The organism is Kitasatospora sp. NPDC056076, from assembly GCF_042266305.1.
GTDB lineage: Bacteria > Actinomycetota > Actinomycetes > Streptomycetales > Streptomycetaceae > Kitasatospora.
This window is the reverse complement of the sequence record NZ_JBHJWG010000026.1, coordinates 24,089-50,476: the sequence shown is the minus strand read 5'-3', so window position 1 is coordinate 50,476 and position 26,388 is coordinate 24,089. Positions and strand designations below refer to the sequence as shown.

General features: G+C 73.4%; 22 protein-coding genes and 1 pseudogene. 12 read left to right on the top strand and 11 right to left on the bottom strand.

The features are described 5' to 3' along the window. Window positions 1-92: 92 nt before the first annotated feature. Entirely contained in the window at window positions 93-1,157 is a 1,065-nt protein-coding gene (locus ACFC1T_RS21995; protein ID WP_375891031.1) for an LLM class flavin-dependent oxidoreductase, read from the bottom strand. A gap of 440 nt (window positions 1,158-1,597) precedes the next feature. Here ACFC1T_RS21995 and ACFC1T_RS21990 point away from each other — a divergent pair, with 440 nt between their 5' ends. The 6 genes from ACFC1T_RS21990 (at window position 1,598) to ACFC1T_RS21965 (ending at window position 8,526) form a co-directional block, all read left to right on the top strand. Next, a complete protein-coding gene (locus ACFC1T_RS21990; RefSeq protein ID WP_375891029.1) occupies window positions 1,598-3,676 on the top strand; it encodes a radical SAM protein in 2,079 nt (692 codons plus the stop codon). Window positions 3,677-3,877: 201 nt separating this feature from the next. Beyond that, on the top strand, window positions 3,878-4,294 hold the full coding sequence (locus ACFC1T_RS21985) for a winged helix-turn-helix transcriptional regulator (protein WP_375891027.1): 417 nt from the start codon (window positions 3,878-3,880) through the stop codon (window positions 4,292-4,294). 160 nt (window positions 4,295-4,454) lie between these two features. Next, window positions 4,455-5,375, top strand: a complete 921-nt coding sequence (locus ACFC1T_RS21980; RefSeq protein WP_375891025.1) for an NADP-dependent oxidoreductase — start codon at window positions 4,455-4,457, stop codon at window positions 5,373-5,375. Window positions 5,376-5,588: 213 nt separating this feature from the next. After that, entirely contained in the window at window positions 5,589-6,329 is a 741-nt protein-coding gene (locus tag ACFC1T_RS21975; protein ID WP_375891023.1) for a (Fe-S)-binding protein, read from the top strand. Continuing rightward, on the top strand, window positions 6,326-7,819 hold the full coding sequence (locus tag ACFC1T_RS21970) for a lactate utilization protein B (RefSeq protein ID WP_375891022.1): 1,494 nt from the start codon (window positions 6,326-6,328) through the stop codon (window positions 7,817-7,819). Before ACFC1T_RS21975 ends, ACFC1T_RS21970 begins: the two co-directional genes overlap by 4 nt. Further along, the gene (locus tag ACFC1T_RS21965) at window positions 7,816-8,526 is read left to right on the top strand and encodes a lactate utilization protein C (RefSeq protein ID WP_375891021.1); all 711 of its coding nucleotides are present in this window, start codon (window positions 7,816-7,818) and stop codon (window positions 8,524-8,526) included. The genes ACFC1T_RS21970 and ACFC1T_RS21965 overlap by 4 nt, the downstream gene beginning before the upstream one ends. A gap of 42 nt (window positions 8,527-8,568) precedes the next feature. Here ACFC1T_RS21965 and ACFC1T_RS21960 read toward each other — a convergent pair whose 3' ends face one another. From ACFC1T_RS21960 to ACFC1T_RS21950, 3 genes are all read right to left on the bottom strand, one after another. Continuing rightward, window positions 8,569-10,575: a fructose-specific PTS transporter subunit EIIC gene (locus ACFC1T_RS21960; protein ID WP_375891019.1), complete on the bottom strand. Its 2,007-nt coding sequence runs from the start codon at window positions 10,573-10,575 to the stop codon at window positions 8,569-8,571. Window positions 10,576-10,682: 107 nt separating this feature from the next. Further along, window positions 10,683-11,642, bottom strand: a complete 960-nt coding sequence (gene pfkB / locus ACFC1T_RS21955; RefSeq protein ID WP_375891018.1) for a 1-phosphofructokinase — start codon at window positions 11,640-11,642, stop codon at window positions 10,683-10,685. Then, window positions 11,639-12,400 carry a DeoR/GlpR family DNA-binding transcription regulator gene (locus ACFC1T_RS21950; RefSeq protein WP_375891017.1) on the bottom strand — a complete coding sequence of 254 codons (762 nt, stop codon included), beginning with the start codon at window positions 12,398-12,400 and terminating at the stop codon, window positions 11,639-11,641. Before ACFC1T_RS21950 ends, pfkB begins: the two co-directional genes overlap by 4 nt. Window positions 12,401-12,723: 323 nt before the next feature. On the opposite strand from ACFC1T_RS21950, the gene ACFC1T_RS21945 reads away from it, so the two are divergent. Next, complete coding sequence (locus tag ACFC1T_RS21945) at window positions 12,724-12,999, top strand: HPr family phosphocarrier protein (protein ID WP_375891015.1); 276 nt, start codon at window positions 12,724-12,726, stop codon at window positions 12,997-12,999. An 86-nt stretch (window positions 13,000-13,085) separates the two neighbouring features. Here the strand turns inward: ACFC1T_RS21945 and ACFC1T_RS21940 are convergent, their stop codons facing one another. After that, window positions 13,086-14,033, bottom strand: a complete 948-nt coding sequence (locus ACFC1T_RS21940; RefSeq protein ID WP_375891013.1) for an alpha/beta hydrolase family protein — start codon at window positions 14,031-14,033, stop codon at window positions 13,086-13,088. Between the two features lie 243 nt (window positions 14,034-14,276). Between ACFC1T_RS21940 and ACFC1T_RS21935 the strand changes: the two genes are divergently transcribed. The 4 genes from ACFC1T_RS21935 (at window position 14,277) to ACFC1T_RS21920 (ending at window position 17,786) form a co-directional block, all read left to right on the top strand. Beyond that, on the top strand, window positions 14,277-14,813 hold the full coding sequence (locus ACFC1T_RS21935; protein WP_375891011.1) for a TetR/AcrR family transcriptional regulator: 537 nt from the start codon (window positions 14,277-14,279) through the stop codon (window positions 14,811-14,813). 246 nt (window positions 14,814-15,059) lie between these two features. Beyond that, complete coding sequence (locus ACFC1T_RS21930) at window positions 15,060-15,410, top strand: hypothetical protein (protein ID WP_375891009.1); 351 nt, start codon at window positions 15,060-15,062, stop codon at window positions 15,408-15,410. Between the two features lie 202 nt (window positions 15,411-15,612). Beyond that, window positions 15,613-16,203 (top strand): carbonic anhydrase, encoded by a 591-nt coding sequence (locus ACFC1T_RS21925; protein WP_375891007.1) that lies wholly within the window; start codon window positions 15,613-15,615, stop codon window positions 16,201-16,203. A 119-nt stretch (window positions 16,204-16,322) separates the two neighbouring features. Next, a complete protein-coding gene (locus tag ACFC1T_RS21920) occupies window positions 16,323-17,786 on the top strand; it encodes a SulP family inorganic anion transporter (protein WP_375891005.1) in 1,464 nt (487 codons plus the stop codon). A gap of 115 nt (window positions 17,787-17,901) precedes the next feature. Here ACFC1T_RS21920 and aspA read toward each other — a convergent pair. From aspA to ACFC1T_RS21900, 4 genes and pseudogenes are all read right to left on the bottom strand, one after another. Further along, window positions 17,902-19,310, bottom strand: a pseudogene (gene aspA, locus ACFC1T_RS21915) (aspartate ammonia-lyase). An 88-nt stretch (window positions 19,311-19,398) separates the two neighbouring features. Beyond that, entirely contained in the window at window positions 19,399-20,475 is a 1,077-nt protein-coding gene (locus tag ACFC1T_RS21910; protein WP_375891004.1) for an asparaginase, read from the bottom strand. 94 nt (window positions 20,476-20,569) lie between these two features. Then, window positions 20,570-21,247 carry a FadR/GntR family transcriptional regulator gene (locus tag ACFC1T_RS21905; protein ID WP_375891114.1) on the bottom strand — a complete coding sequence of 226 codons (678 nt, stop codon included), beginning with the start codon at window positions 21,245-21,247 and terminating at the stop codon, window positions 20,570-20,572. 193 nt (window positions 21,248-21,440) lie between these two features. After that, window positions 21,441-22,526, bottom strand: coding sequence for a lactonase family protein (locus tag ACFC1T_RS21900; RefSeq protein ID WP_375891002.1), 1,086 nt, complete (start codon window positions 22,524-22,526; stop codon window positions 21,441-21,443). A 614-nt stretch (window positions 22,527-23,140) separates the two neighbouring features. Between ACFC1T_RS21900 and ACFC1T_RS21895 the strand changes: the two genes are divergently transcribed. Beyond that, a complete protein-coding gene (locus ACFC1T_RS21895; protein WP_375891001.1) occupies window positions 23,141-24,169 on the top strand; it encodes a ScbA/BarX family gamma-butyrolactone biosynthesis protein in 1,029 nt (342 codons plus the stop codon). Between the two features lie 82 nt (window positions 24,170-24,251). Here ACFC1T_RS21895 and ACFC1T_RS21890 read toward each other — a convergent pair whose 3' ends face one another. Both ACFC1T_RS21890 and ACFC1T_RS21885 read right to left on the bottom strand, forming a co-directional pair. Further along, window positions 24,252-25,802, bottom strand: coding sequence for an MFS transporter (locus tag ACFC1T_RS21890; RefSeq protein WP_375890999.1), 1,551 nt, complete (start codon window positions 25,800-25,802; stop codon window positions 24,252-24,254). Next, entirely contained in the window at window positions 25,799-26,323 is a 525-nt protein-coding gene (locus ACFC1T_RS21885) for a MarR family winged helix-turn-helix transcriptional regulator (RefSeq protein WP_375890998.1), read from the bottom strand. The genes ACFC1T_RS21890 and ACFC1T_RS21885 overlap by 4 nt, the downstream gene beginning before the upstream one ends. Window positions 26,324-26,388: the final 65 nt, after the last annotated feature.

Here is a 26,388-nt window from a genome sequence, read left to right as displayed (position 1 = left end):
CAGCACCAGGTCGAAGTCCTCCATGTCGTTCACCTCCTTTCCCGTCGTCGGGCCGGTGCGACCCCACCCACATCGGGAGCCGGCACCGGCGGTCAGAGTGCTTTCACCTCCGGCAGCACCTGGTCGCAGAAGAGCTCCAGGGTCTGCCGAGCTTCGGGGAGCGGCATCGCGCCGAAATCGATCTGCCAGAGGATCTGGTCGACGCCGCCGATGTGGTCGTTGAAAGCACGGATGCGGTCGATGACGGTGGCCGGAGATCCGACTATCGCGCCGCCTTCGGTGTAGAGCTTTTCGGGCCGCAGATTGCGCAGCATCCAGCCGAATCCGGAATAGCCGCGATAGGCGGAGGATTCCCGCCGGTCCCACGGGTTCACGGCCTCCGCCCACACGTCCAGATAGCGCCGCAGATAGGTCTCGGCGATCTCGGTCGCGCGCTCGTCGGTCTCCGCGACCACCAGGGGCAGGCTGGCCGCGACCCGGGGCCGCAGCCCGGAGCCGCCGTGCGCCGCCCGGAAGGCGTCGCGGTAGAGGGTCAGCTGGGCGCGGAACTCGTGGGGCGAGATCATCGGCGTGATCAGGAGCCCCAGCCCTTCGGTGCCCAGCCAGGTGAAGCTCTCCGGCGTGCGCACCGCGGCCCCCCACATCGGCGGGTGCGGCTGCTGGGTGGGCCGGGGCAGTCCGGTCACGTCGCGGTAGGAGAAGAACGGCGTCTCCTCGCTGACCTTCTCCTCGGTCCAGATCCGCCGGACCGCGCGGATGGTCTCGCGGTACCGGTCGACGCTCTCGTCCATGTCGACGCCCAGCGCGTCGAACTCGTCCGGCAGGTACGCCCGGGCGAATCCCACGTCGAGCCGGCCGCCGCTGATCGCGTCCACCTGCGCGGCCTCCGCCGCCAGCTGGATCGGGTGGTGGAAGACCGGGAGGACGCAGCCGGTGATGAGCCTGACCGAGCTCGTCCGGGCGGCGACCGCGGAGAGGAAGCCCAGCGGGCTGGGGCAGTAGCCGCCGTAGTGGTGGAGGTAGTGCTCGGTCATCTTCACCGAATCCAGACCGCCCGCCTCCGCCCGGACCGACAACTCCAGCGCGTCGCTGAAATAGTCCTGCGGAGATTTCGTCTCCGGCGTGCAGTCCGGAAGAAATGAAAGCCCGAAGCGCACCGATACCACACTCCCTTTAACAGCCGGATTTTCACCGGATGAATCTCGGGGGTTCGTCACCCGAGCACTCCGGGCCCAGTCGGCACGCCACCGGGTGTTTCGCCGCTGACGCTACATCGGGCCATCAGGACCGTCAATAACGACCGGCATTCCGGGCTGTAACTCAAATTAAGCTCAAATCTTCCCGGTATCCCCGGAGATACCTACGGTCCTGGGAGTGCGTTATTGACGCCGGTGCAATGCGCTGGAAATGTTGGCAGCCGCCGGCATCCCGTACAGCCGGGCATTGCGCCGGGGCGGACGACGGCGGAGACGGAACCCGGGCGATGTCGCGCATGCGGGTGTCACGGCGCTGTGAGCGATCACGAGGAGCGTGCGCGAGGCGCCGCGGCCACGTGCGAACTGTCCGAGCTTGCCCTACTTCGCCGGGAAGTGCAGTCATGACCTCCACCATCGACTCCCACCACGTCACCGACGGCGCGGCCGACGCCGGCCGGCGGCCGACACCGGTGCCCGAGCGGCGGAAGACCGTCCAGCTCGTCGAGTTCACCGCGATGCAGGGGGTCCGGTACAGCGTCACCCTCGGGTACCTCAAGGCGACGGCGACCGCCGACCCCGCCCTCGACGCGGCCTGCGACTTCCGGATCAGCGTGCGCGAGCAGAGCGGTGGCGAGCAGGCCACCAAGGAACTTCTCGACACCTGGGACGAGCCGTTCGCCGTCGCTCTCACCGTGTTCTTCTGGAACCGCGCCCAGTCCCTGGAGCTGGCCCGCCAGGTCAAGGAGCGCTGGCCGGACTGCCGCGTCGTGGTCGGCGGCAACGACGTCAGCTACCAGCAGGAACCGCTGTTCGCCGAGGCGCCCTGGCTGGACGTGCTGGTGCACGGTGAGGGCGAACTGCGCTTCCGCGACCTGCTGCACGCCTTCCTGACCGACGGGGACCTCGCCGCGATCCCCGGCATCAGCCACTGGCGGGACGGAGCCGTCGTCACCAATCCGGACGCGGACCGCATCACCGACCTCGACCAGGTCGTCTCGCCGATCCTCACCCCGGTGTACTCCGACGAGGAGATCACCGGCTCGTCCATGATCGTCTACGAGACCAACCGGGGCTGCCCCTACGGGTGCGCGTTCTGCTACTGGGGCGGGGCGACCAACTCCAAGGTCCGCCAGTTCGACCTGGAGCGGATCTTCGCCGAACTGGACCGGCTGATCCGGCTGATGCCCCAGGACGCCACGCTGTTCATCGCGGACGCCAACTTCGGCATCCTCGGCCGCGACCGGCAGATCGCCGAGCACATCGTGGAGCTCAGCCGGCGCCACGGGAAGCGGCTGATCGTCAGCACCAACTGGGCGAAGAACGGCAACGAGCGCATCGTGGAGATCGCGAGCATGCTGCACGCCGCCGAGCTGACCGGCGCGATCACGCTCTCCGCGCAGTCCTTCGACGCGAACGTGCTCAAGATCGCCAACCGCGCCAACATCCGCACCGACCACTACCGCCGGCTGCTGGCCCGCTTCCGCGAACTCGACGTGCCCACCTACACCGACCTGATCTGGGGCCTGCCCGGCGAAACCTTCGACTCCTACCTCGACGGGATCGAGGAGGTGCTGACCGCGGGCGGATCGCCGGTGATCTACCCACTGCTGCTGCTGAACAACACCGACTACTCGCGCGAGGCCTTCAAGGACGAGCAGGGGCTGCGGACCCGCTGGATGCCCGCCGACATCACCAATCCCGAACTCATCGCCGACGTGGTCGTCGAGCACGGCTCGATGACCGCCGAGGAGTGGGTGCGGGGCATGGAGTTCCGGGTCTCCATGACGCTGTTCCAGAAGATCCTGCTGCGCTGCGCGCTCCGGGTGCTCCACACCACTACCGGCGTCCGCATGGTCGAACTGTGCCGGCAGCTGTGGTCGTTCCTCCTGGACGACTGCGCCGACCCGTTCCTGCGCGCCGTCGCCCGCGACGTCGCCGCCGTCTACCGGGACCCGTCCAGCCTGGACATGGGACTGCTGAGGACGGTCATCGGCGACCAGGTCGTCGTACCCGAGGAGGTGCACTACCAGGCGCTGCTGTGCCGCGCGGTGCGCTCCGAACGCGCCACCGCGGACCTGCTCGGCGCGGCCGTCGACCACCTGTGCACCTGGCTGGCCGCCTCCGGCTTCGAGGTCGACCGCGTGCTGGTCGACAGCGCGTTGAGCCTCGACATCGCGGCGACGACGATCCTGCGCGCCAGCCTGCGCGGCGACCTCGCCGAGGCCTCGTTCGCCGTCCCGCGCCGGGGCTGGGAGCTGCTCGTCGAGGCCGGCGACGTGCCGTCGAGCCTCGACGCCGGCGGGCAGGGGGACGTCGTCCGCGGCACGGTGTGGGCGCCGCCGCGCTGGGTCGACTACCCGATCAGCGTCTACGCGCTGTCCATCTGGCACGGCACCGGGCGACCCTTGTACGACCTGCTGTTCGCGCTCCCGGACGGGCTCCCGGACGGGCTGCCGGACGGGCTGCCCGCGGCCGCGTGACCGCTCTGCGGTGACCGGAGTTCGTCACTTCCCGGTAAGGGCCCGCGGGATTGACAGCCCTTCACTGACACGAACATGATGGTCACATCACGTGCATCACGCACCTTGCGCACATCACGCGCATCACACGCATCACGCACAACTTGGGGCACCCGCACCCCGCCCGAGGCCGCCGCCGTGCCCCGTGAACGTTGGGGGATCATGACCACCGAACACCCCGTCCAGTGCTCCGACATACGCCGTTCGATTCTCGACCAGATCACCGACAAGTGGTCGATGACGGTCCTGGCGGTCCTTGACGAGCCCAGGCGGTTCAACGAGATCAAACGCCGCGTCGACGGCGTCACCCAGCGGGTCCTGACCCAGACCCTGCGCCGGCTGGAGCGCAACGGGATGATCATGCGCCAGGTCCTGCCGACCTCTCCGGTCGGAGTCGAGTACTCCCTCACTCCGCTCGGCGTGTCCCTGCGGGAGCCGTTCAACCGCTTGTGCGCCTGGACCGCCGCCAATTCGGAGGAGATCCGGGCGCACCAACTGGAGTACGACCGGCGCGCGCACCACTTCCTGGACCAGAAGGCCACCGTGCCAAGACAGTTGGAGGAGGCGGAACACGCCTGACGCAGCGTGCGGCGTGGTGCCCTGCCCACCGGCGGACGGCGCCGCGACGGCGGGGCGAGGTGCCGGGCGCCCGCCTCCGGCATAGCGTGACCCACGGCGCCCCGCTCACCCCGGGCGGCGGTGCGCGAGACCGCAACCCCGGCTCCCTGGAGGTCGACTCATGCGCGCGGTGACCTACGACTCGTACGCCCCGGACAACTCCCGGCTCGAGTACGGCGAGGTGCCCGACCCGAAGGTCGGCCCCGGCCAGGTACTGATCGAGGTCCGGGCGGCCTCCGTCAACCCGGTCGACTGGAAGGTCATGGCGGGCGGCCTGGACGGCATGATGGACACGGTCTTCCCCGTCATCCCCGGCTGGGACGTCGCCGGGGTGGTCACCCGCACCGGCCCGGACACCCCCGAGTTCTCCCCCGGGGACGAGGTGATGGCCTACGCCCGCAAGGACGCGGTACAGGCCGGCACCTTCGCCGAGTACGTCGCGGTCGCCGCACCCGCGGTGGCGCGCAAGCCCGCCGGGCTCGACTGGGCGCAGGCGGCCGGGCTGCCGCTGGCCGGGCTCACCGCCCTGCGCAGCCTGGACCGGCTCGCGGTCGGCCCCGCCGACGTGCTCCTGGTGCACGGCGCCGCGGGCGGCGTGGGCAGCCTCGCGGTGCAGCTCGGCCGCGACCGCGGGGCCCGGGTGATCGGCACCGCCTCGGAGCGCAACCACGCGTACCTGCGCGAGCTGGGCGCCGAACCGGTGGCGTACGGCGACGGCCTGGTCGAGCGGGTGCGCGCGCTGGTGCCCGGCGGTGCGACGGCCGTCGCGGACTTCGTCGGCGGCCAGCTGGACACCACCCTGGCCGTGCTCGCCGACGACGGGCGGCACGTCTCGATCGCCGACCCGGGAGTGACGCAGCACGGCGGCCACTGGATCTGGGTGCGCCCGGACGGCGCGAAGCTCGCCGAACTCGCCGCGGCGGTCGACCGCGGCGCGCTCACCGTGGAGGTCGCCGGGACCTTCCCGCTGGAGCGGACGGGCGAGGCCTTCGACGCCAGCCGCACCGGGCGCACCCGCGGAAAGCTGGTCGTCGTGCCGTGACCCCCGCCCGCCGCGGCCGGGAGCACGGGCCGCGGGGGCCCGGCCCACCCTGGTGCGGAGCGCCGGCCTCACCCGTCCGGCGTACCCGGGCGCCCGGACGGAGGCACGCGTGGAGACGGCCGCCGAGCAGGACGCGCCCACCGCCGCGCCGGGCGCGCACCGTCGACCCGCCGCAACCGCCCCGCCCCTGCCGGACGACAGGATGGCTTGCCGATGCGCATCGCGCTGTTCATCACCTGCTTCAACGACACCATGTTCCCCGGGACCGGCCGCGCCGTGCTGACCGTCCTCGAACGGCTCGGCCACACCGTGGAGTTCCCACCGGAACAGACCTGCTGCGGGCAGCTGCACCTCAACACCGGCTACCGTGCGGACGCCGTCCCGCTGACGGCCCGGTTCACCCGCACCTTCGCCGACTACGACGCGGTGGTCACCCCGTCCGCGTCCTGCGCCGGGCTGGTCCGGGAGCACCACCCCGCTCTCGCCGAGCGGTACGGCACCCCGGATCTGCACCGACAGGTCACCGAACTGGCGCCCCGGGTCCACGAGTTCACCGAGTTCCTGACCGACGTCCTCGACGTCGAGGACGTCGGTGCCCGCTTCCCGCACCGGGTCACCTACCACCCCACCTGCCACTCCTTGCGCGGACTGCGGCTCGGCGACCGACCGCAGCGGCTGCTGCGCGCCGTCGAGGGGCTCGACCTGGTCGAACTCCCGGCCGCCGACTCCTGCTGCGGCTTCGGCGGCACCTTCGCCGTCAAGAACGCCGCGACCTCCGGCGCGATGCTCGCCGACAAGGTCGGGGCGGTGCGGGAGACGGGAGCCGAGGTGCTGTGCACCGTCGACAACTCCTGTCTGATGCACATCGGCGGCGGGCTGTCCCGGCAGGCCGCCGGGGTGCGGACCATGCACCTGGCCGAGATCCTGGCCGCGACCGAAGGCGGACGCCCGTGACCGCCCCCGGCGACCGCGGAGTGGTCTGGCTGGGCTCGCCGTCCTTCCCCGACGCCGCCCGCGAGGCCCTCGCGAACACCCGGCAGCGGGCCAACCTGAAACACGCCACGACCGTCATCCGCGACAAACGCCTCGCCGTCGCCTCGGAGTTGGACGACTGGGAGGAGCTGCGCACCGCCGCCGACGCGATCAAGACCCGGACGCTGCGCCATCTCGACCACCACCTGGTGCGGCTGGAGGAGTCGGTCACCGCGGCCGGCGGGACCGTCCACTGGGCCGCCGACGCCGCCGAGGCCAACCGGATCGTCACCGAACTGGTCCGGGCCACCGGCGGCAGTGACGAGGAAAAGCTTGAGGTCGTCAAGGTCAAGTCCATGGCGACCCAGGAGATCGGCCTCAACGAGGCGCTGGCCGAGGCCGGCATCACCGCCTACGAGACCGACCTCGCCGAGCTCATCGTCCAGCTCGGCGACGACCGGCCCTCGCACATCCTCGTCCCGGCGATCCACCGCAACCGGACCGAAGTCCGGGACCTGTTCGCCGAGCGGATGGGCGCGTGGGGGCAGCCGGCCCCCGAGGGGCTGAGCGACGAGCCCGCCGAACTCGCCGAGGCCGCCCGCCGGCACCTGCGGGAGAAGTTCCTGCGTGCCAAGGTCGCCGTCTCCGGCGCCAACTTCGCCGTCGCCGACACCGGCACCGTCGTCGTGGTGGAGTCCGAGGGCAACGGCCGGATGTGCCTCACCCTGCCCGAGACCCTGATCACCGTGATGGGCATCGAGAAGGTCGTCCCCACCTGGGCGGACCTGGAGGTGTTCCTCCAACTGCTCCCGCGCTCCTCCACCGGCGAGCGGATGAACCCGTACACCTCCACCTGGAGCGGCACCACGGAGGCCGACGGCCCGTCGGAGTTCCACCTCGTCCTGCTCGACAACGGCCGTACGGACACCCTGGCCGACACCGTCGGCCGCCAGGCCCTGGCCTGCATCCGCTGCTCCGCCTGCCTCAACGTCTGCCCGGTCTTCGAGCGGACGGGCGGGCACGCCTACGGCTCGGTCTACCCCGGGCCGATCGGCGCGGTGCTCACCCCGCAGCTCGTCGGTGTCCGCAGTGACATCAAAAGCAGTGCGGCCTCCCTTCCCTTCGCCTCCACCCTGTGCGGGGCCTGCTACGACGCCTGCCCGGTGAAGATCGACATCCCGAAGCTGCTGGTGCACCTGCGGGCCGAGGTCGTCGAGGCCGCACGCGGCCCGGGCGGCCTGCCCACCGGCGAGGCGCTGGCGATGAAGGCGGCCGCCGCCGTCCTCGGCTCCCCCGCACTGCTGGGCGCCGCGCAGAAGGCGGTCTCGCTCGGCGGCCGGGCGCTGGCCCGCAACGGCCGGATCGGCCGACTGCCCGGCCCGTTCAGCGGCTGGTCCGCCGAACGGGACACCCCTGCGCCGCCCGCCGAGTCGTTCCGCGCCTGGTGGCGCAAGAACCGGGAGGGAAAGTGACGACCACCCGAGAGACCGTCCTCGGGCGCATCCGCGCCGCGCTCGCCGACGTCCCCGCGGACGAGGGCCCACAGGACGTGCCCGTCCCGCGTGACTACCGGCGCGGTCACACCGCCGACGGCCAGGACCTGGTGGCCCTGTTCGCCGAGCGGGTCGCCGACTACCGCGCCACCGTCACCCGGACCGACCCGGCTGGGCTGCCCGGGGCGATCGCCGCCGCCCTCACCGCACGCGGTGCCCTGCGCCTGGCGGTGCCCGACGGCTTCCCGGACGACCTCCTGCCGTCCGGAGCCTGGGAATGGCACCGGGAGCCGCTGGACGTCCCCGCGCTGGACGCCCTCGACGGCGCCGTCACGCTGGCCGCCGTCGGCATCGCCGTCACCGGCACCGTCGTCCTGGACACCGGGCCGGGCCAGGGACGGCGCGCCCTGACCCTCGTCCCCGACTACCACCTGTGCGTGGTCCGGGCCGAGCAGATCGTCGACGACGTCCCCGGGGCGCTCGCCCGCCTCGACCCGCACCTGCCCCTGACCTTCGTCTCCGGCCCGTCCGCGACCAGCGACATCGAACTCACCCGGGTCGAAGGCGTGCACGGGCCCCGGACCCTGGTCGTGATCATCGTCGACGACCTGGAAGTCCACCGCAGGATCGTGCCCGGCTCGAACACCACCGGGCACTCCTGGCAACCCCCCGGAGGTCAACCCTGACGTGCCGTCGGGCCCGGGCGGATCCGCTCGGGCCCCCTCGGCTCAGGCGCCGACCAGCACCTTTCCGTCGACGGCGGAGTCCGCGGCCGCCGGGGCGGCGTCCTTGCGCAGTCCCTTGAGCAGGACGACCACCGCCGTGGTGACCACCGTGCCCGCCGCGACCGCGAGCAGGTACAGGAACGGGCTGCCGATCAGCGGCAGCACCCAGATCCCGCCGTGCGGCGCGCGCAGGGTGGAGCCGAAGGCCATCACCAGGCCGCCGGCCGTCATGCTGCCGACGATGTTCGCCGGGATGACCCGCAGCGGGTCCGCCGCGGCGAACGGGATCGCGCCCTCGGTGATGAACGAGGCGCCGAGCACCCAGGCCGCCTTGCCGTTCTCCCGCTCCTCGGGGGTGAAGAGCCTGCGCCGGACGACGGTGGCCAGGGCCATGCCCAGCGGCGGGGTCATGCCGGCGGCCATCACCGCGGCCATCACCTTGAGGCTGCCGGCGTCCGGGGTGGTGCCCGCGGTGGTGAGCGCGCCGGCCGCGAAGGTGTAGGCGACCTTGTTGAGCGGGCCGCCCATGTCGAAGGCCATCATCGCGCCGAGCAGCACGCCGAGCAGGATCGCGTTGGAGCCGGAGAGGCCGTTCAGCCAGTCGGTCAGGCCGTTCATCGCCGAGGCGATCGGCGAGCCGACCAGCACGAACATCAGGAAGCCGACCGCCGCCACCGACAGCAGCGGGATCACCACCACCGGCATGATGCCCCTGATCGCGCGCGGCACGTTCCAGCGGATCATCCACAGCACCAGGAAGCCCGCGGCCAGGCCGGAGACGATGCCGCCGAGGAAGCCCGCGCCGACCGCCACCGAGACGGCGCCGCCCGCGATGCCGGCGGCCAGGGCCGCCCGGTCCGCGATCCCCCAGGCGATGTACCCGGAGAGGATCGGGACGAGGAAGCCGAAGGAGGTCTTGCCGGTCTGGAACAGCATCGCCGCCCAGCTGTGCGAGGAGGTCCAGTCGAAGTGGCCCAGCACGGACGGCGCGGAGGCGATCCGGTACCCGCCGATGGCGAAGGCGAGGGCGATCAGCAGACCGCCCGCCGCGACGAACGGGATCATGTAACTGACGCCTGTCATCAGGTACTTGCGCAGCCGCTGGGCCCAGTGCTCGCCGGCCGGCGCGCCCGCCCCGGCGACCGGGGTGGCGGCCTGTGCCCCGCTGCCGGCCTCGGCGACCAGTGCGGCGGCCCGGGCGATCAGGTCGTCGGCCCGGTTGACGGCGGCCTTCACCCCGACGTCCACGGTCGGCTTGCCCGCGAACCGGGTACGGTCCCGGACCTCGACGTCATGGGCGAGGATCACCGCGTCGGCGGCGGCGATCACCTCGGGGGGCAGCACCGTCGTCCCGGCCGAGCCCTGGGTCTCGACCTGGATCCGCGCGCCCGCCCGGGCGGCGGCCAGTTCGAGGGCCTTGGCGGCCATGTAGGTGTGGGCGATGCCGGTCGGGCAGGAGGTCACCGCGACGAGCCGCAGCCCGCCGCCGGTCGGCTCCGGGGCAGCAGCCGGGTCCGGCTCAGGGGCGGCGGCAGCCACCGGAGCGACGGCCGGCGCCTCCTCCCCGTTGACCAGGGCCGCGACCGCGGCCGGGCTCCCGGCCTCGCGCAGGGCGCCGGTGAACGCCGGGTCCATCAGCCGACCGGCCAGCGCGGCGAGGATCCGCAGGTGGGTGTCGTCCGCGCCGGCGGGTGCCGCGATCATGAAGACCAGGTCGGCGGGCCGGCCGTCCGGGGCGTCGAAGTCCACGCCCCTGGTGCTCCGGCCGAAGGCCAGGCTGGGCCGCGTGACGTGGGGTGATCTGCAGTGCGGGATGCCGATCCCGTCGCCCATCCCGGTGGGGGCCTGGGCCTCGCGGGCGGCCACGTCGGCGAGGAAGCCGTCGAGGTCGGTCACCCGTCCCTCGGCGACCAGGCGCTGGGCGAGGGAGCGCAGCGCCTCGCTCTTGTCCGCGGGGGCGAGGTGGAGGTCAACGAGTGCGGGTGTGATCAGTCCGCTGGTGTCGCTCATCGTGTCGGTCCTTCGACTGGTGCCTGACAGTGTTCCCTTGCCCCCGGGAATGTCCGCCGTGCCCGTCCCACACGGTCCGGCGGGGTGCCTCCGGCAGGAGGCGGTGCTCAGCCGCGGAGCGGCCGTTCGAGCGGGAGGTCCGCCGTCACGACCACCGCGGCCGGGTCCAGATCGGCCGGGGTCGGCATGACGCTCCCCGGCAGTTGTACGGCGGCGGCGCCGTGCGCCAGGGCCGCCGCCAGTGCCTCGGGGCCGGTGCCGCCGGCTCCGAGGAAGCCCGCGAGCGAGGCGTCGCCCGCTCCCACGTCGCTGCGGACGGCGGCGACCGGCGCGCTGCCGTACCAGCTGCCCTCCTCGGCGATCAGCAGCATCCCGTCCGCACCGAGGCTGGCGAGGACCTGCTGGGCGCCGCGCTCGCGCAGTTGCCCCGCTGCCGCCACGGCGTCGCCGACGGTGGCGACCGGGCGGCCCACGGCCTCGGCGAGTTCCTCGCGGTTGGGCTTGACCACGTCGGGGCGGGCCGGGAGCGCGGCGAGCAGTGCGGGGCCGGAGGTGTCCAGGGCGATCCGGGCGCCGCCCGAGTGCACCTGGGCGACCAGGTCCGCGTACCACCCGGGCCGGAGGCCGCGCGGCAGGCTGCCGCAGCAGGCCAGCCAGTCGACGCCGTCGCCGGTGCCCCGTCCGGCCTGCTGGGTGTCGCGGACGAGGGCCAGCAGCGCGGCCGACTCGGCGGCGCTGAGCTCGGGGCCGACCGCGTTGATCTTCGTGAGGCCGCCGCCGTCCTCGGCGATCGAGACGTTGATCCGGGTGTCGCCCGCGATGGTGACCGCCGCGACGTCGATGCCCTGGCGGCGCAGCAGGTCGCGGAGCAGTCCGCCGGAGGGGCCGCCGAGCGGCAGGACCGCCGTCGTCCGGTGGCCCGCGGCGGTGAGCGCACGGGAGACGTTGACGCCCTTGCCGCCGGGGTCGAGCCGGTCCTGCCCGGCCCGGTTGACCTCGCCCACGGCGAGCGTTCCCAGCTCGTAGGTGCGGTCGAGACTGGGGTTGGGGGTGATGGTGACGATCATGCGCGGATGACTTCCGGTCCGTGGTTCTCGATCTGGGCGGCCTGCTCGTCGGTCAGCCCGGTGTCCGTGACCAGCACGTCGACCTGCTCCAGCGAGCCGAACCGGGCGAAGTGGCGGGCGCCGTACTTGGAGGAGTCGGCCACCAGGACGACGCGTCGCGCACCGGCGAGCATGGCCCGCTTGACGGCGGCCTCGGCGAGGTCGGGCGTCGACAGTGCGCCCTCCGGGGAGAAGCCGTTGGTGGCGACCACCGCGACGTCCGCGTGGACGTCGGCCAGGTCGCGCAGCGCCCAGGCGTCGACGGCGGCCTGGGTGCGGTGGCGCAGCCGCCCGCCGACGAGGTGCAGGGCGAGCGAAGGGTGGTCGGCCAGCCGGGCCGCGACCGGGAGGGCGTTGGTGACGACGGTGAGGGCGCAGTCCAGGGGCAGCAGTCCGGCCAGCCGGGAGACGGTCGTCCCGGCGTCCAGGATCACGCTGCCCTCGGTGGGCAGCAGGGCCAGCGCCGCCCTGGCGATGCGCTCCTTCTCGGCGGCGGCCGTGGAGTCCCGTTCGGCCAGGCCGGGTTCCAGGTGCAGGGCGCCGACGGGCAGTGCGCCGCCGTGCACCCGGTGCAGCAGCCCGGCCTTGTCCAGGGCGCTCAGGTCACGTCGGATGGTCTCCTGGGTGACACCGAAGTCCTCGGCCAAGGTCGGCACGTCCACCCGGCCCCGCTCCTGGGCGAGGTGGAGGATCTGTTGCTGCCGCTCGGGTGCGTACATGTGGGATTGGGTCCGTTTCATGTCCGTTTACGCCTGGTGAAGCCCGACCATACGCGCTTCGGACGGAAATGCAAGGGGCTGCTCCGCCTCTCGCCGTCTCTCGTCGCCTCCCGTCCGGTCCGTGACGTACGCCCGAATGTGTTGACATCTGCTCGCAACCGGGCGTAGAACCAACCGAAACAACACGCCAACGGGCGTGAAACCAAAGACCACCCGGCCCCCGCGACCGCCCCCGTACCGCGGGGGCCGGGCACCACCGGGCCCGGATCCCACCCGGGCCGACCCTCGCCCCCTCCTTCTCCCCCTCTCCCCCAAGGACTGCCATGCACTCGACCCAGGTCACCGTCGGCTCCAGCAGCGGCCTGCACGCCCGCCCGGCGTCACTGTTCGTCCAGGCCGCCACCTCCCGGCAGCCGGTCAAGGTCACCGTCGGCCGCCCGGGCCAGACCCCCGTCGACGCCCGCAGCCTGCTCTCCGTACTCGCCCTGGCCGCCCGCTCCGGCGACGTCCTGGAGCTCACCGCCTCCGGCGACGGGGCCGAGGACGCCCTCCGGGCACTCGCCGACCTGCTCGCCTCCGACCTCGACGCGGCGGCCTGACCCACCCCCGCCGGAAGGTGCCCGCCCGGCGCCGGGCGGGCACCGGGCCGGGCTCCCCCGTGAGCCCTGCGACCCCGGCCCTGCGCCTACTTGGCCTCGACCCGTCCGACCGGGTCGGGGCCGGTTGCCAGCGCCTCGCACGCGGCCTGCCAGGCCCCGTCACCCGGGGTGAGCCGGCTGCGGAGGTAGGCGGCGGTGAGCCGTCCGAGGGCAGCGACCCGCCCGGGGTTCTCGTCGGTGGTCTCGGCGGCGTCGTACCCGGCGATCCCGCCGAGTCCGTGCCCCGCGTCGAACAGGGTGAGCAGGTCCTTGGGGCCGGGGGCGAGGGAATAGGGGTCGGCGTGCCAGTCCGGTCCCATGTCGGTGAAGTGCCGCGAGTCGTCCTTGTCGCCCGCGACGACCAGCGCGGGAGCGGTCATGGTGGAGAAGTCCACGGCTCCGATGACGGGCCACTGCTCGGCCATCGGCCCGTTGAAGACGTCGCCGCCCCTGCCGGGCGCGGCGAGCAGGACGCCCGCCTTGATCCGCGGTTCGGCCAGGTGCACCACGTTCCCGGTGGCGGGGTCGTTGAGTCCGGCGCCCAGCAGGAGGGCCGCCGTGAAGCCGCCGAGCGAGTGCCCGGCGAGGGCGACCTTGGTGCGGTCGATCCGTCCCGCGAGCTGCGGCACGGTGCGCTCGATCTGGTCGAGCCGGTCGAGGACGTGGGTCATGTCCTCGGCGCGGGAGCGCCAGAAGTCCGGTGCGCCGGGGGCGTCGGCGACCAGGTGGCTCAGCGTCCGGGAGGTGAGGTGGGTGGGCTGGATGACGACGAAGCCCTGCTCCGCCCAGGCGTTGGCGAGCGGCGCGTAGCCGTGCAGCGAGGACAGGTGGTGCGAGGGGCCGTGGCCGTGGGAGAGCAGGATGACGGGCAGGCCGCTTCCGGTCCCGGGCGCGGAGACGCGCACCTGGAGGTCCACCGGCCGCCCGGGCACGGACAGGACCACCGGGCTGTACGACAGGACCGGGACGGGTGCGGTGCGGGTGGTTGCGCTCATGCTGAGCAGTGCTCCTTCTGCGATGGGCGTCGCCCTGCGATAGGTGTCGCCGCGGTCGGCCCAGGCCGGGCGGCGGCAGGCAGGGGTTCAGGAGCGTTCCACTTCGGCTAAGCTGAAGCGGAACGCTGTCCCACTTACTATCCGGAACATGGTTCCGCTTTGTCAATGGACGCTGGAGGAAGAGTCGTGCCCGGCGAGGACCCCACGGGAAGGACATCGGCCCGGAGCAAGCGGGCCGACGCGATGCGCAATCAGCAGGCGCTGCTCGCGGCCGCGGCCGAGGTGTTCGTGACCTCGGGCGTCGACGCACCGATCCGCCGGATCGCGGCCGAGGCCGGCGTCGGAACGGGAACGATCTACCGGCACTTCCCGACCCGGGCCGATCTCATCACGGCCGTCTACCGCCACCAGATCGAGGAGTGCGCCCAGGCCGGCCCGCGACTGCTGGCAGCCGCCGACTCCCCGTTCGACGCGCTGCGCCGGTGGATCGACCTGTTCGTCGACTTCCTGGTCACCAAACACGGGCTGGCCGACGCGATGCAGTCGGACAGCACCGGCTTCGCCGCCCTGCACGGCCTCTTCCTCGACCGCCTGCTGCCGGTCTGCGCGCAGCTGCTCGACGCCGCGGTCGAGGCCGGTGAGATCAGGGCGGGCACCCGGCCCTTCGAGCTGATGCGCGGCATCGGCAACCTGTGCATCGGAGGCAGCGGCCCGCAGTACGACCCACGGCGCCTGATCGACCTGCTCCTGCACGGGCTGCAGCACCCCCGGCCGGCGTGACACCGGCGGCGACCGGGCGACCGGGCGGTCGGGCGGTCGGGTCGCCTCCGGAACGGAGCAAGCCGACACTCCCGCCCCGAACGGTTCACCGCCTGCCCGCATTCCACCCCGTCAGTTCATGGACCATCACCGGTCGGCCGAACTGATTCACGGACTGTTCACGACAAAACCGGAACTCGCCCCCGCCCGTGGCCGTCAGAATTCATGACGGTTCGACACATCCCACGGGCAGGGAAAGGAACGGCAATGTCCTTGGTCAGGAGGGTGATCGGCGCCGCCGCCGTGGCCCTCGTGGCCGTGTTGGGGCTGGTGGTGCTGTCCCAGTCCGCATCCGCCCTCACCCGCGAGGAACGCTGCCCCCGAATGGTCGCGGAGGCGAAGCTCGCCGAGGAGGCGGTGGCCCCCAAGTGCCCGCCGGGGCTCGGCTGGACGCGTCCGCGGAGCGTCGAAGTCCCCCCGTGCCAGCGGGAGTTGCACCCCGCCCTCGCCGACGAGGCGTCCACCGGGGACGACCCGTCGCCGACCCGCGCCTCCGACCCGCCGCACGGGGCGCGCAGACAGCCCAGAGCCGCCGTCCTCCAGGTGTTCCGCTGCTGATCGGTCCCGACCGCGCACGCACACTCGACGACGGTGGCGACACTCCCCACGGGTGACCCACCGCCCCACGTCCCGGCAGTCCACGACGGCCCGCGGCAGTGCTTCCGCCTGCCCGCGCCGCCGCGCTGCCCCCGTACCGAGCGAGCGGCACGGTCCCGAAGTCACCGTTCCCACAGGACTTCCGAAGGACCCGAGGCACGACATGCAAGGATTCATCGACCACGCCCGCACCTTCCGCCGCCGCGCCGCGCAGGAGGCCGACGCCTTCGGGCGGCTGGCGGCGGGCCAGAGCCCGCAGGCGCTGTTCATCACCTGCTCCGACTCCCGCATCATCCCCTCCGCCGTCACCGGCGCCCGGCCCGGGGACCTGTTCGAGCTGCGGACCGCCGGCAACATCGTCCCGCCGCACCGCCCGTCCGCCCCCTCGGCCGAGGCCGCGACCATCGAGTACGCGGTCGAGGTCCTGGGGGTCGCCGACATCGTGGTCTGCGGCCACTCCCACTGCGGCGCCGTGGGCGCCGTCGTCCGGGGCGAGGACCTCACCGGGGTGCCCGCCGTACGCGACTGGCTGGCCGACGGCACCGAACTGACACCCGCCGGGGAGCCCAGCCACGACCTGGCCGCCCCCGTGCAGCGGCACGTGCTGGACCAGCTGGCGAGGCTGCGCACCCACCCGAGCGTCGCCCGCCGGGCCGACCAGGGCCGGCTGGGCCTGCACGGCTGGTTCTACGAGGTCCACACCGGCGCGGTGCTCAGCCACCGCCCCGGCAGCGACGTCTTCCTGCCGCTGTGACCCGGCGGCCCGCCCCACCGCCGCCCACCACGCCATCGCCGGCCGCCCCGCGGCCGGCCACACCACAGCCGACCACGCCGCGGCCGACCACCCCCGGACTCCCACCGATGAGGGCTCCCATGCGCTTTCCCACGCTCAAGTACGACCTGACCGCCTCGCTCGTCGTCTTCCTGGTCGCCCTCCCGCTGTGCGTCGGCGTCGCCGTCGCCTCGGGCGTGCCCGCCGAACTCGGCCTGATCACGGGCATCGTCGGCGGCCTGGTCACCGGCCTGCTCCCCGGCAGCAGCCTCCAGGTCAGCGGCCCGGCCGCCGGACTGACCGTGCTGGTCGCCGAGACCGTGCAACGGTTCGGCCTGCCGGCTCTCGGCCTCGTGGTCGCCGCCACCGGCCTGCTCCAGCTGCTGCTGGGCGCGCTGCGCTGGGGCCGGTGGTTCCGCGCGATCTCCGTCGCCGTGGTGGAGGGCATGCTGGCCGGCATCGGCCTGGTCATCATCGCCGGCCAGCTCTACGCGATGGCCGACCGGCCGGCGCCCGCCAGCGGGGTCGACAAGCTCCTGGGCCTTCCCGGCCTGCTCGCCCGGCTCGTCTCCTCGCCCGCCGCCGGCTACTCCTTCGTGATCGGCGCCGGCACCATCGCGGTGATCCTGCTGTGGCAGCGGCTGCCCGCCCGGGTGCGGGTCGTCCCCGGCGCACTGGTGGCCGTGCTGCTCGCCACCGGCACCGTCTGGCTGCTCGACCGCCCGGTGAAGAAGGTCGAGGTCCAGGGCCTCCTGGACGCCGTCCAGCCACCAGGCAGCGGGGTGTTCGAGCAGCTCACCCCGGCACTCGTCGTGACGGTCGTGGCCTTCACCCTCGTCGCCTCGGCCGAGAGCCTGTTCAGCGCGGCGGCCGTCGACCGCCTCCACGACGGACCGCGCACCGACTACGACAAGGAGCTGATGGCGCAGGGCGCGGGCAACGCGCTCTGCGGCGCCCTCGGCGCCCTGCCGATGACCGCGGTCATCGTCCGCAGCGCCGCCAACGTCCAGGCCGGTGCCCGGACCAAGGCGTCCCGCGTGCTGCACGGTGTGTGGCTGCTGCTCTTCGCCGCGCTGCTCCCCGCGGCCCTCGGCGTCATCCCCGTCGCGGCGCTGGCCGGGGTGCTGGTGCACGCCGGGTTCAAGCTGCTGCCATTCAAGCAGTTCGGGCCGCTGTGGCGCGAGCACCGGGCGGAGGCGCTCGTCCTCGCGGCCACCGCCGTGGCCATCGTCACGGTCAACATGTTCGAGGGCGTGCTGATCGGCCTGGGCCTGTCGGTCGTCAAGTCGGCCTGGGAGACCTCCCGGCTGCACGTCGACACCGAGGAGCGGCCCGGCGGCCTGCTCCGGGTCCGGCTGACCGGCAACGCCACCTTCCTCCGGCTGCCCAAGCTCCTGGACGCCCTGGAGGCGCTGCCCGCCGACCGCGTCGTGGAGCTGGACCTCTCCGGGCTCCGGCACCTCGACCACGCCTGCCAGTCCGCGCTGACCACCTGGACCGAGCGCCACAACGCCCGGGCCCCGGAGGACGTGCGGCTGATCCCCGCGCTGGCCGGTCCGGCCTGACCCTGGCCCCGTCCCGCGGAACACGCGTCGCCGCACCGGAACTCCGGTGCGGCGACGCGTCGTTCGACGCGTTCGCCGTGCTCCGTGCTCCGCGCTTCGTTATCCGTGCTCCGCGTCAGGCCACCGGCGCGCCGGTGCCCGCGATCACCTCGGGCCGCAGCAGGGCGGCGAGCCGCTCGGCCGGGAGCAGCCCCTTCTCCAGGACGAGTTCGGCCACGCCCCGGCCGCTGGCCAGCGCCTCCTTGGCGATGTCGGTGGCGGCCGTGTACCCGATGTGCGGGTTGAGGGCGGTCACCAGGCCGATGGAGTTCTCGACGGTCGCGCGCAGCACCTCGGTGTTGCGGTGATGCCGACGACGCACCGCTCGGCGAGGGTGAGGCAGGCGGCCCGCAGATGGGTGATCGACTCCGAGAGCGAGTGCAGGATGATCGGCTCGAAGGCGTTGAGCTGGAGCTGCCCGGCCTCGGCGGCCATGGTGACGGCGACGTCGTTGCCGATCACCTCGAAGGCGACCTGGTTGACGACCTCGGGGATCACCGGGTTCACCTTGCCCGGCATGATGCTCGAACCGGCCTGCACCGGCGGCAGGTTGATCTCGCCGAGGCCCGCGCGCGGCCCCGAGGACAGCAGGCGCAGGTCGTTGCAGCTCTTCGAGAGCTTGACGGCGACGCGCTTGAGCACCCCGGACATCTGGACGAACGCCCCGCAGTCCTGGGTGGCCTCGACCAGGTTCGCCGCCGTGACGAGGGGCAGCCCGGTGAGGTCGGCGAGGTGGCGGCGCGCGGACTCGGCGTACCCGGCGGGGGCGTTGAGGCCGGTGCCGATCGCGGTGGCACCGAGGTTGATCTCCAGGATCAGCTCGACGGCCTCCCCGAGCCGGCTGCGGTCCTCGTTGAGCATCACCGCGAACGTCGAGAACTCCTGCCCGAGCGTCATCGGCACGGCGTCCTGCAGCTGGGTGCGGCCCATCTTCAGCACGTCGCGGAACTCGACGGCCTTGCGGGCGAAGGCGTCCTGGAGCACGGCCATCGCGTCGAGCAGGCCGCGCACGGCGAAGACGGTCGCGATCCGGACGGCCGTCGGGTAGACGTCGTTGGTGGACTGGCCCAGGTTGACGTGCTCGTTGGGGTGCAGGTGCCGGTACTCGCCCTTGGCGTGCCCCAGCAGTTCCAGCGCCCGGTTGGCGATGACCTCGTTGGCGTTCATGTTGGTCGAGGTCCCGGCGCCGCCCTGGATGACGTCCACGACGAACTGCTCGTGCAGCCCGCCGCCCCGGATCTCACGGCAGGCGGCGACGATCGCGGCGGCCTTCGCGGGCTCCAGCAGGCCGAGTTCCTCGTTGGCGAGGGCGGCGGCCTCCTTGACGGCGGCGAGGGCGTCGATCAGGTGCGGGTAGGTGGAGATGGGCGTGCCCGTGATCGGGAAGTTCTCGGTGGCGCGCAGCGTGTGGACGCCCCAGTAGGCGTCGGCGGGGACGTCGCGGTCTCCGAGCAGGTCGTGTTCGCTGCGGGTGGCGGCGGTCATGGGTGCGGCGGTCTTGGGTGCGGCGGACATCGGTGCGGCGGCGGTCATGGGTGTGTGGTCCTCTTCCTTCGTGGAACGGTGGATCGGGTCAGACGGGGGCGGGCAGCGCCGACGGGTCGAGCGCCGCCACCGGCCGGACGCCGCCGACGGGCCGGCCACCGCCGGTCGTCGGCTCCCCCGCGAAAGCGGTGAGCAGCCGCGGTTCGACCCCCGCCAGGGCCAGCGCGGCCGCCGCCACCGGGATGCGCGCCCGGTTCGCCCCGTCGGCGATCTTCACGGCCACGGCGCTGCCGTCCGGCAGCGCGGCGACCTGCACGCCCTCGAAACCGTCCTTGGCCAGCAGTCCGGGCACGGCGCGCATCAGCGCGGCCGTGTCCCGGCCCGCGCCGGAGGCCATCTCCGGATGCCCGCGCAGCGCGTCCGCCACCCGGGACTCGGGGGTCCCCGGCGCGCCGGTGGCGATGCGGGCGGCGGCGCGGGCGAGGCCGTGCAGCGAGACGGCGAACAGCGGGGTGCCGCAGCCGTCGACGCTGACCCGCGCGATGCGTTGACCGGTGAACTCCTCGACGACCCCGGCGATCAGCCGCTGGAGCGGGTGGGCCGGGTCGTCGTAGTCGGCCGACGACCAGCCGTTGAGCCTGCAGAGGTAGAGCATCGCGGCGTGCTTACCCGAACAGTTCTGGGCGAGCCGGGAGGCCGGGCGGCCCTCCCGGATCCAGGTGTCGCGGACCGCCGGGTCGTACGGCAGGTCCGGGACGTTGCGCAGGTCGTCCTCGGAGAAGCCAGCGAGCTCCAGGATCCGCCGGGCACCGGCGAGATGGCGCTCCTCGCCGGAGTGGCTGCCCATCGCGAGGGAGAGCAGTTCGCCGTCGAGCGGCAGGCCCGCCCGGACCATGGCGACGGCCTGGAGCGGCTTGAGGGCCGATCGCGGGTAGCAGGCGGCTTCGATGTCGCCGAGCCGGAACCTGACCTCGCCGTTGGCGTTGCCGGCGTTGCTGTTGCCGCCGCTGCCACTGCCGTTGCCGTTGCCGTTGCCGTTGCCAGCGAGGACGACGACGGAGCCGTGGTGGACTCCCTCGACCACTCCGCCCCGGGTGAGGTGGGCGACGGGCACATGGCGGGGCTCGCGGATCGCGGGTGCGTCCGCGAGGGGACTGCTGAACATGACGTCCTCGATCGGTGGTGGATGTGCCGGCGGCCTCGCGGGGGCGGGGCCGGGGCGGGTGGAACCGCGCTCCCCGTCCTCGGGGACCGCTCGCTCAGACCTCGGCTCGGCCGTCTGCGGGGGTCTCCGTGCGCCTGGGGTGCAGGATGTCGGTGAGGGTCGCCTCGACGCGGTGGAGGTGGTGCGACATCGCCGCGACCGCGTCGGGCTCGGAACCGTCGACCAGCGCCTCGACGATCGCCCGGTGCTCGCGGTTGGACTGCTCGCGGCGATCGCCCAGCTCGTTGAGGAACGCCGACTGACGCGCCAGTGCGTCGCGGATCTCCTCGATGACCCGGCGGAAGACCGGGTTGCGGGAGGCCTCGGCCACCGCCAGGTGGAAGACCGTGTCCAGCGCGACCCACGCGGTGGTGTCGGTCTCCCGCTCCATCCGGTCGAGCAGGTGGGCGAGCTGGTCCAGGTCCTCCGGGGTCCGGCGCAGCGCCGCGTACCCGGCGACCGGGATCTCGACGTGCCGACGCACCTCCAGCAGGTCACTGGCCGCGTAGTCGCCGAAGGTCGGGTCGTCGACCGTGTTCGCCACGACGAAGGTGCCCTTGCCGGTCTTCGAGACGGTCAGGCCCATGGTCTGGAGCGCCCGGAGCGCCTCCCGCAGCACGGGCCGGCTGACCTCCAGCGTGCGGCACAGCTCCGCTTCGGAGGGGAGCTTGTCCCCCACGGCGTACTCGCCGCGCTCGATGGCGCCGCGCAGGTGGCCGAACACCGCTTCCATCGCGCTCACCCGTCGGGGGCTCCGGGAGGACGATCCTGCTGTCTGGCTGTCTGACAGGTTCACGGGACGATCCTCGGCCGACAGGCGGACGATGTCAAGGCGGTGAGAGCGCTCACCCGGGCACTCGGGCGAGCACGCTCACCGGCCCTTCGGTGCCCGACGGCTCACCCATCGGGCACCTCGGGGCCCCTGGTCAGCGGGCGATCGGCAGGACCGACGTGGGCTCGGCGACCACCAGCGGCTCCCCGGCCGGACTCAGCAGACCCGTCGACGGGTCGCGGTGGAAGACCGTGACCGTGTCCGAGCGCTGATTGGCGCAGAACAGCAGCCGGCCGTCCGGCGTGAGCGCGATGTCGCGCGGCCAAGTCCCGCCGCAGGGCACGGTGGTGAGCAGCTCCACGGACGCGCCGTCCTCGTGCAGGGCGTACACCGAGATCGCGTCGTCGCCGCGGTTGGTCGTGTAGAGGAAACGGCCGTCGCCCGACACGCGGACCGCGGCGGCGGAGTTGGCGTTCGGCGCGTCCGGATCCCGTCGGGTCTCGACCTCGGCGACCGGGTCGAGGCGGCCGGAGAGTGCGTCCCAGGTGCAGACGGTGAGGGTGGAGGAGAGTTCGTTCAGGACGTAGGCGTACCGGGCCGACGGGTGGAACACCAGGTGCCGGGGGCCGCGGCCCGACGGCAGTTGCACCGTCCGGTGGGCGCTGAGCGGGCCGTCGTCCGGATCGAAGGCGTAGACGTACACCCGGTCGGTGCCGAGATCGGTGCACAGCAGGAAGCGCCCGTCCGGCGAGGGGGCCGCCATGTGGGCGTGCGGGGAGGTGAGCCGGTCCCCGGAGGCCTCCCGGCCCGGGTGCCGGACGGTCTGCACCGGCTCGGCGGTGGCGACCGCGCCGTCGGCGCCGGTGGCGACGACCGAGAGGACGCCGTCGCCGTAGTGGGCCGCGAAGACGTGCGACCCGCTGGGGTGGACCGCGAGGTGGCAGGGGCCCGCACCGCCGCTGACGGCGTCGGCGACCACGGCACCGGGCTCGGCACCACTCGCCACGCGCACCGAGACGATCCGTCCGACCGCCTGTTCCAGGACGGCGTGGACGACCGCGCGCGTCGGGTCGACCGCCGCGTAGGAGGGGTGGTCCAGCGGGAGTGTGCGGACGGGACTCATGGCGCCGGTGCCGTCGTAGCCGACCGTGCACAGCCCCGCTCCGGGAACGTCGGCCGGGGCGGCGGCACTGCCGATCACCAGCAGTCCGCCGGGCGACGTGGTCGGAGGATGGTTCACGAAAGACCTGCTCTCTGCTCTCCGGGTGGCGCGCGATCCGCGGCGCCGGTCCCACCCGGCACCGGCCGTACGGGATCGGCCGTACGCACTCGCGCCGGGCTGTCGAGGTGGTCACCCCACGAGCGGGCGGACCCGTCGATCGTCCCGGTGGCACCGGGCCGTGAGGTGGGGGGTGGGGTGAGGTGGGGGCGGGGCGGGAAGTGCCGAAGTCTATCCGGCGGCCGAGCACGCGGGAACCGGCACCGGGCGGGTGGTACGGCGCGGCAACTGCGCCTCCCGATCGGCCGTTTGACGCCCCCCCGGAACGGTCCGGCGCCAGCCCCGTGCCGCTTCAACAACCGGGCCGTCCGAGCCGGTGACACCCCTGGGGCCAGCGCTTGTGATGATGGGCCCGTCAACCCGGATCGTCCGTATCACCGCAGGTGAACGGCCGTGTGCTGACCGTCGAGGTGATCGGTCGGGCGCGGACGGGCAACCCCGGCGTTGACACGGCTGCGCTCGGCCGCCGACGCGCCCCCGGCCCCGGCTCCCCGACGAGCGGACCGGCAGGTGCGTACCCCCACGCGCCCTGAGCAGCCGGTCCCGCCCACCCCGGCACCTTGGAGCGCTCCCCCATGTCCCTGCTCGCCTACTACGCCCCCGCACTCGCCCCGGCCCCCGCCCCGGCCGGCGAGCCCCTCGGCACACCCCCCGCGCCGATCCGCCCGGCCGCTCCGGCACCCCGACTGACCAGCACCGTCGCCAAGGAGTACGTCCACCGGGCCTGCCACGCCGAGGTCTTCATCACCGGCAGCGAGCCGCTCGGCGACACCGCGTTCACCGTCACCGCCCAGTGGCCGCGGGCGCACACCTTCTTCAGCACCCCGGACGGGACCGGGTACGACCCGATGCTCGCCGCCGAAACGGTTCGCCAAGCCGGGCTCTACCTCGCCCACACCCGGTACGGCGTCCCGCTCGACCACAGGTTCATGATGTGGAACCTCGACTACACCGCCCGCGCCCGCCGGCTGTCCATCGGGGAGACACCCACCGACCTCACCATCGAGGCCAGACTCCTCCCGCGCCCTCGGCGCACCCGCAGCACGGTCGACTTCACCTTCACCGCGACCGTCCGCCGCGGCCCCCACCTGGCCGCGACCGGCGAGGCCCGTTTCACCACCGTGCCGGACTCCACCTACCGCCGACTGCGCGGCGCCCGCCCCGTAGGCAGCCCGATACCGGAGGCAGCCGAGGCAGGGGCCGCCCGCCCCCTGCCGCCGGCCCTGGTCGGACGGGTCCGGCCCTGCGACGTCGTGCTGACCCCCACCGACACCCCCGGCACCTGGCTCCTCACCCCCGACCTCCGGCACCCGATCCTCTTCGACCACGCCGGCGACCACATCCCCGGCATGGTGCTGCTGGAGGCCGCCCGCCAGGCCGCCAACGCCCTCGGCGCCCCGGCCACCGTCGCCCCGGTCACCATCGCCCCGACCGCCGCGGCCACCACCTTCCACCGCTACGCGGAACACGACGCGCCCACCACCGTCACCGCCCGGCGCACCCCCGGCGAGGAGCCGGACACCGTCACCACCACGGTGACCGGCCACCAGCACGGCGAGCCGGTCTTCACCACGGTCCTCACCGGCCGACCCGACCGGGGCTGACCCGCACGCCCCCGTGCGGGCCCGTCCGGCCCCGGGTCGGACGGGCCCGCACCACTGACTGACGGTCCGTCATGTCCCTTGATCAGGAAGCACTCCCGAGTCGGCCGAGCGAGCGGTCGGGGAGGACGAGGAGGAAGAGCAGGGCCGCGCCACCGAACATGAACAGCGCGAGGTGGTGCAGTCCGGCCGTGGTGGCGCCGTGCGGGAAGAAGGCCGCGTTCGCGGCCGAGGCGGCCATCGCCCCGAGGTACATGAAGGTCCGCAGCAGCCCGGCCGCGGAGGCGATGGCGGCCGGGTCGGCCTGGTGGTAGAGCGCGGTCTGGTTGCCGAGGCCGATCAACCCCTGCGGGATGCCCGCCAGCACCCCGACGGCGATCAGCAGCACCGGCGGACTCGCCGACCCCGCCGTCAACAGGGCCGCGCAGGCGGCCATCTGGACCGCCGCGCCGACCACCAGCTTGCCCCGCACCGCCGCACGGCGACCGGTCGCACCGGAGACCGCGAGGGCGGTCAGCGAGAGCGGCAGCAGCACCAGCCCGGCGGAGGCGGCGCTCAGGCCGCGCCCCTGCTCCAGCCACTGGGTGTAGCCGTAGAGGAAGGCGTAACCCGCCGTGCAGCCGAGCACCTGGCGCAGATAGGTGGCGACCAACGGACGGTTGCCGGCCAGGGCCCGCAGGTCGATGAACGGGCTGCGGGCCCTGGTCTCCCGGAGCACGAATCCGACACCGGCCAGGACCGCGAGCACCGGCAGGTACCAGCGCTCCGCCCCGGGCCGCATCACGAACAGCATCAGTGCCAGCAGGAGGACGGCGAACAGGGCGATCCCGGACCGGTCCAGCCGCCGCGCGCCGTCCCGGCCGTCCCGCCGCGGCCCGGCGACAGGCAGCCGGGCGGACCCGAGCACCAGACAGGCCAGCGACAGCGGGACGTTGACCGCGAAGATCGTCCGCCAGCCGCCCAGCCCGATCAGCAGGCCGCCGAGCGTCGGCCCGATCACGGCGATGGTCTGGTTGGCGACGGCGAGCACCGTCAGCACCCCGGTGGGGCTGGTCCGCCCGTTCCGCCCGGTCCGCTCGGCCTCGCTGCGGGTGAGGTACATCGCGGCCGGGTACGCGGCGGAGGTGCCGATCCCGAGCAGCACCCGGGCGACGACCAGCAGCCCGAGCGTGGGCGCCAGCACACCCACCAGTCCCGCCAGGCCGACCAGCGCCGTCCCGGCCAGGTAGAGCCGGCGCGGCCCGTAGCTGTCCACCAGCCGACCGATCACCGGCTGGCCGACGGCAGTGGCGAGGTAGAGCCCGCTCACCAGCCAGGCCGTCTCGGCGGGCGGCGCGCCGAAGGCGGTGCCGACGGGTACCAGGGCCACCGCGATCATCGAGGAGTTGATCGGGTTGAGCACCGAACCCAGCACCATCGGGGCGAGCAGCCGACGGTTGAACCCGTCCCCGGGCCCGGCCGGCCCGGTGGGCCCGGCGGGCGCCTCTGCCCGGGTCGGGGCCAGCGCGGCGGGGACGGACGAGGCGGGGACGGACTGGGCCGGGATGGACGGGGCCGGGATGGACGGGGCCGCTGCCCGGTCCGCGCCCTGGCGTCGGGAGCGCAGCCGCGCCAGCAGCGTCGACGGGCCGGTCATCGCTGGTTCAGCCGGCTCGGTCGGCTCAGCCGACTCGCCCGGTTGAGCCGGTCCAGCAGGGGCAGCGCCGCCAGCACGGTGGCGCGCTCGGCCTCGCTGAACTCCTCCCCCAGGGCCCTGGCCAGCCACTCCTCACGGGCCCGGCGGCTGTCCGCGATCCACTCCAGCCCGGTCGCGCTGAGGTCCACCACCTGGCGGCGCCCGTCCTCGGGGTCGGGGCGGCGGGCGACCAGCCCGTGCGCCTCCAGCGCGGCCAGCGTGGCGGCCATCGACTGCGGCCGGACCCGCTCCGCAGCGGCCAGCGCGCTCGCGGCGGCCGGGCCGTCGGTGATCAGGCGGTTCAGCACCGCGGTCTGCGAGGGGGTGAGCCCGCTGGAACCCTGTCCCTTCTCCTGGAGGGTCCGGCGCAACCTGCTGAACACGGCCCGGAGCTCCCGGGCGGCCAGCGCGGCCGTGTCGGCAGGGGACTCCGAGGCAGGCGGTGCCTCCGGAACGGCTGGGGCGGTTCGCTTCTCGGTCACCGCTCCACGGTAATTTCATCAGTCCAAACTGTCCAGCCTTGCTGTAGACCTACATCGCCAGGACG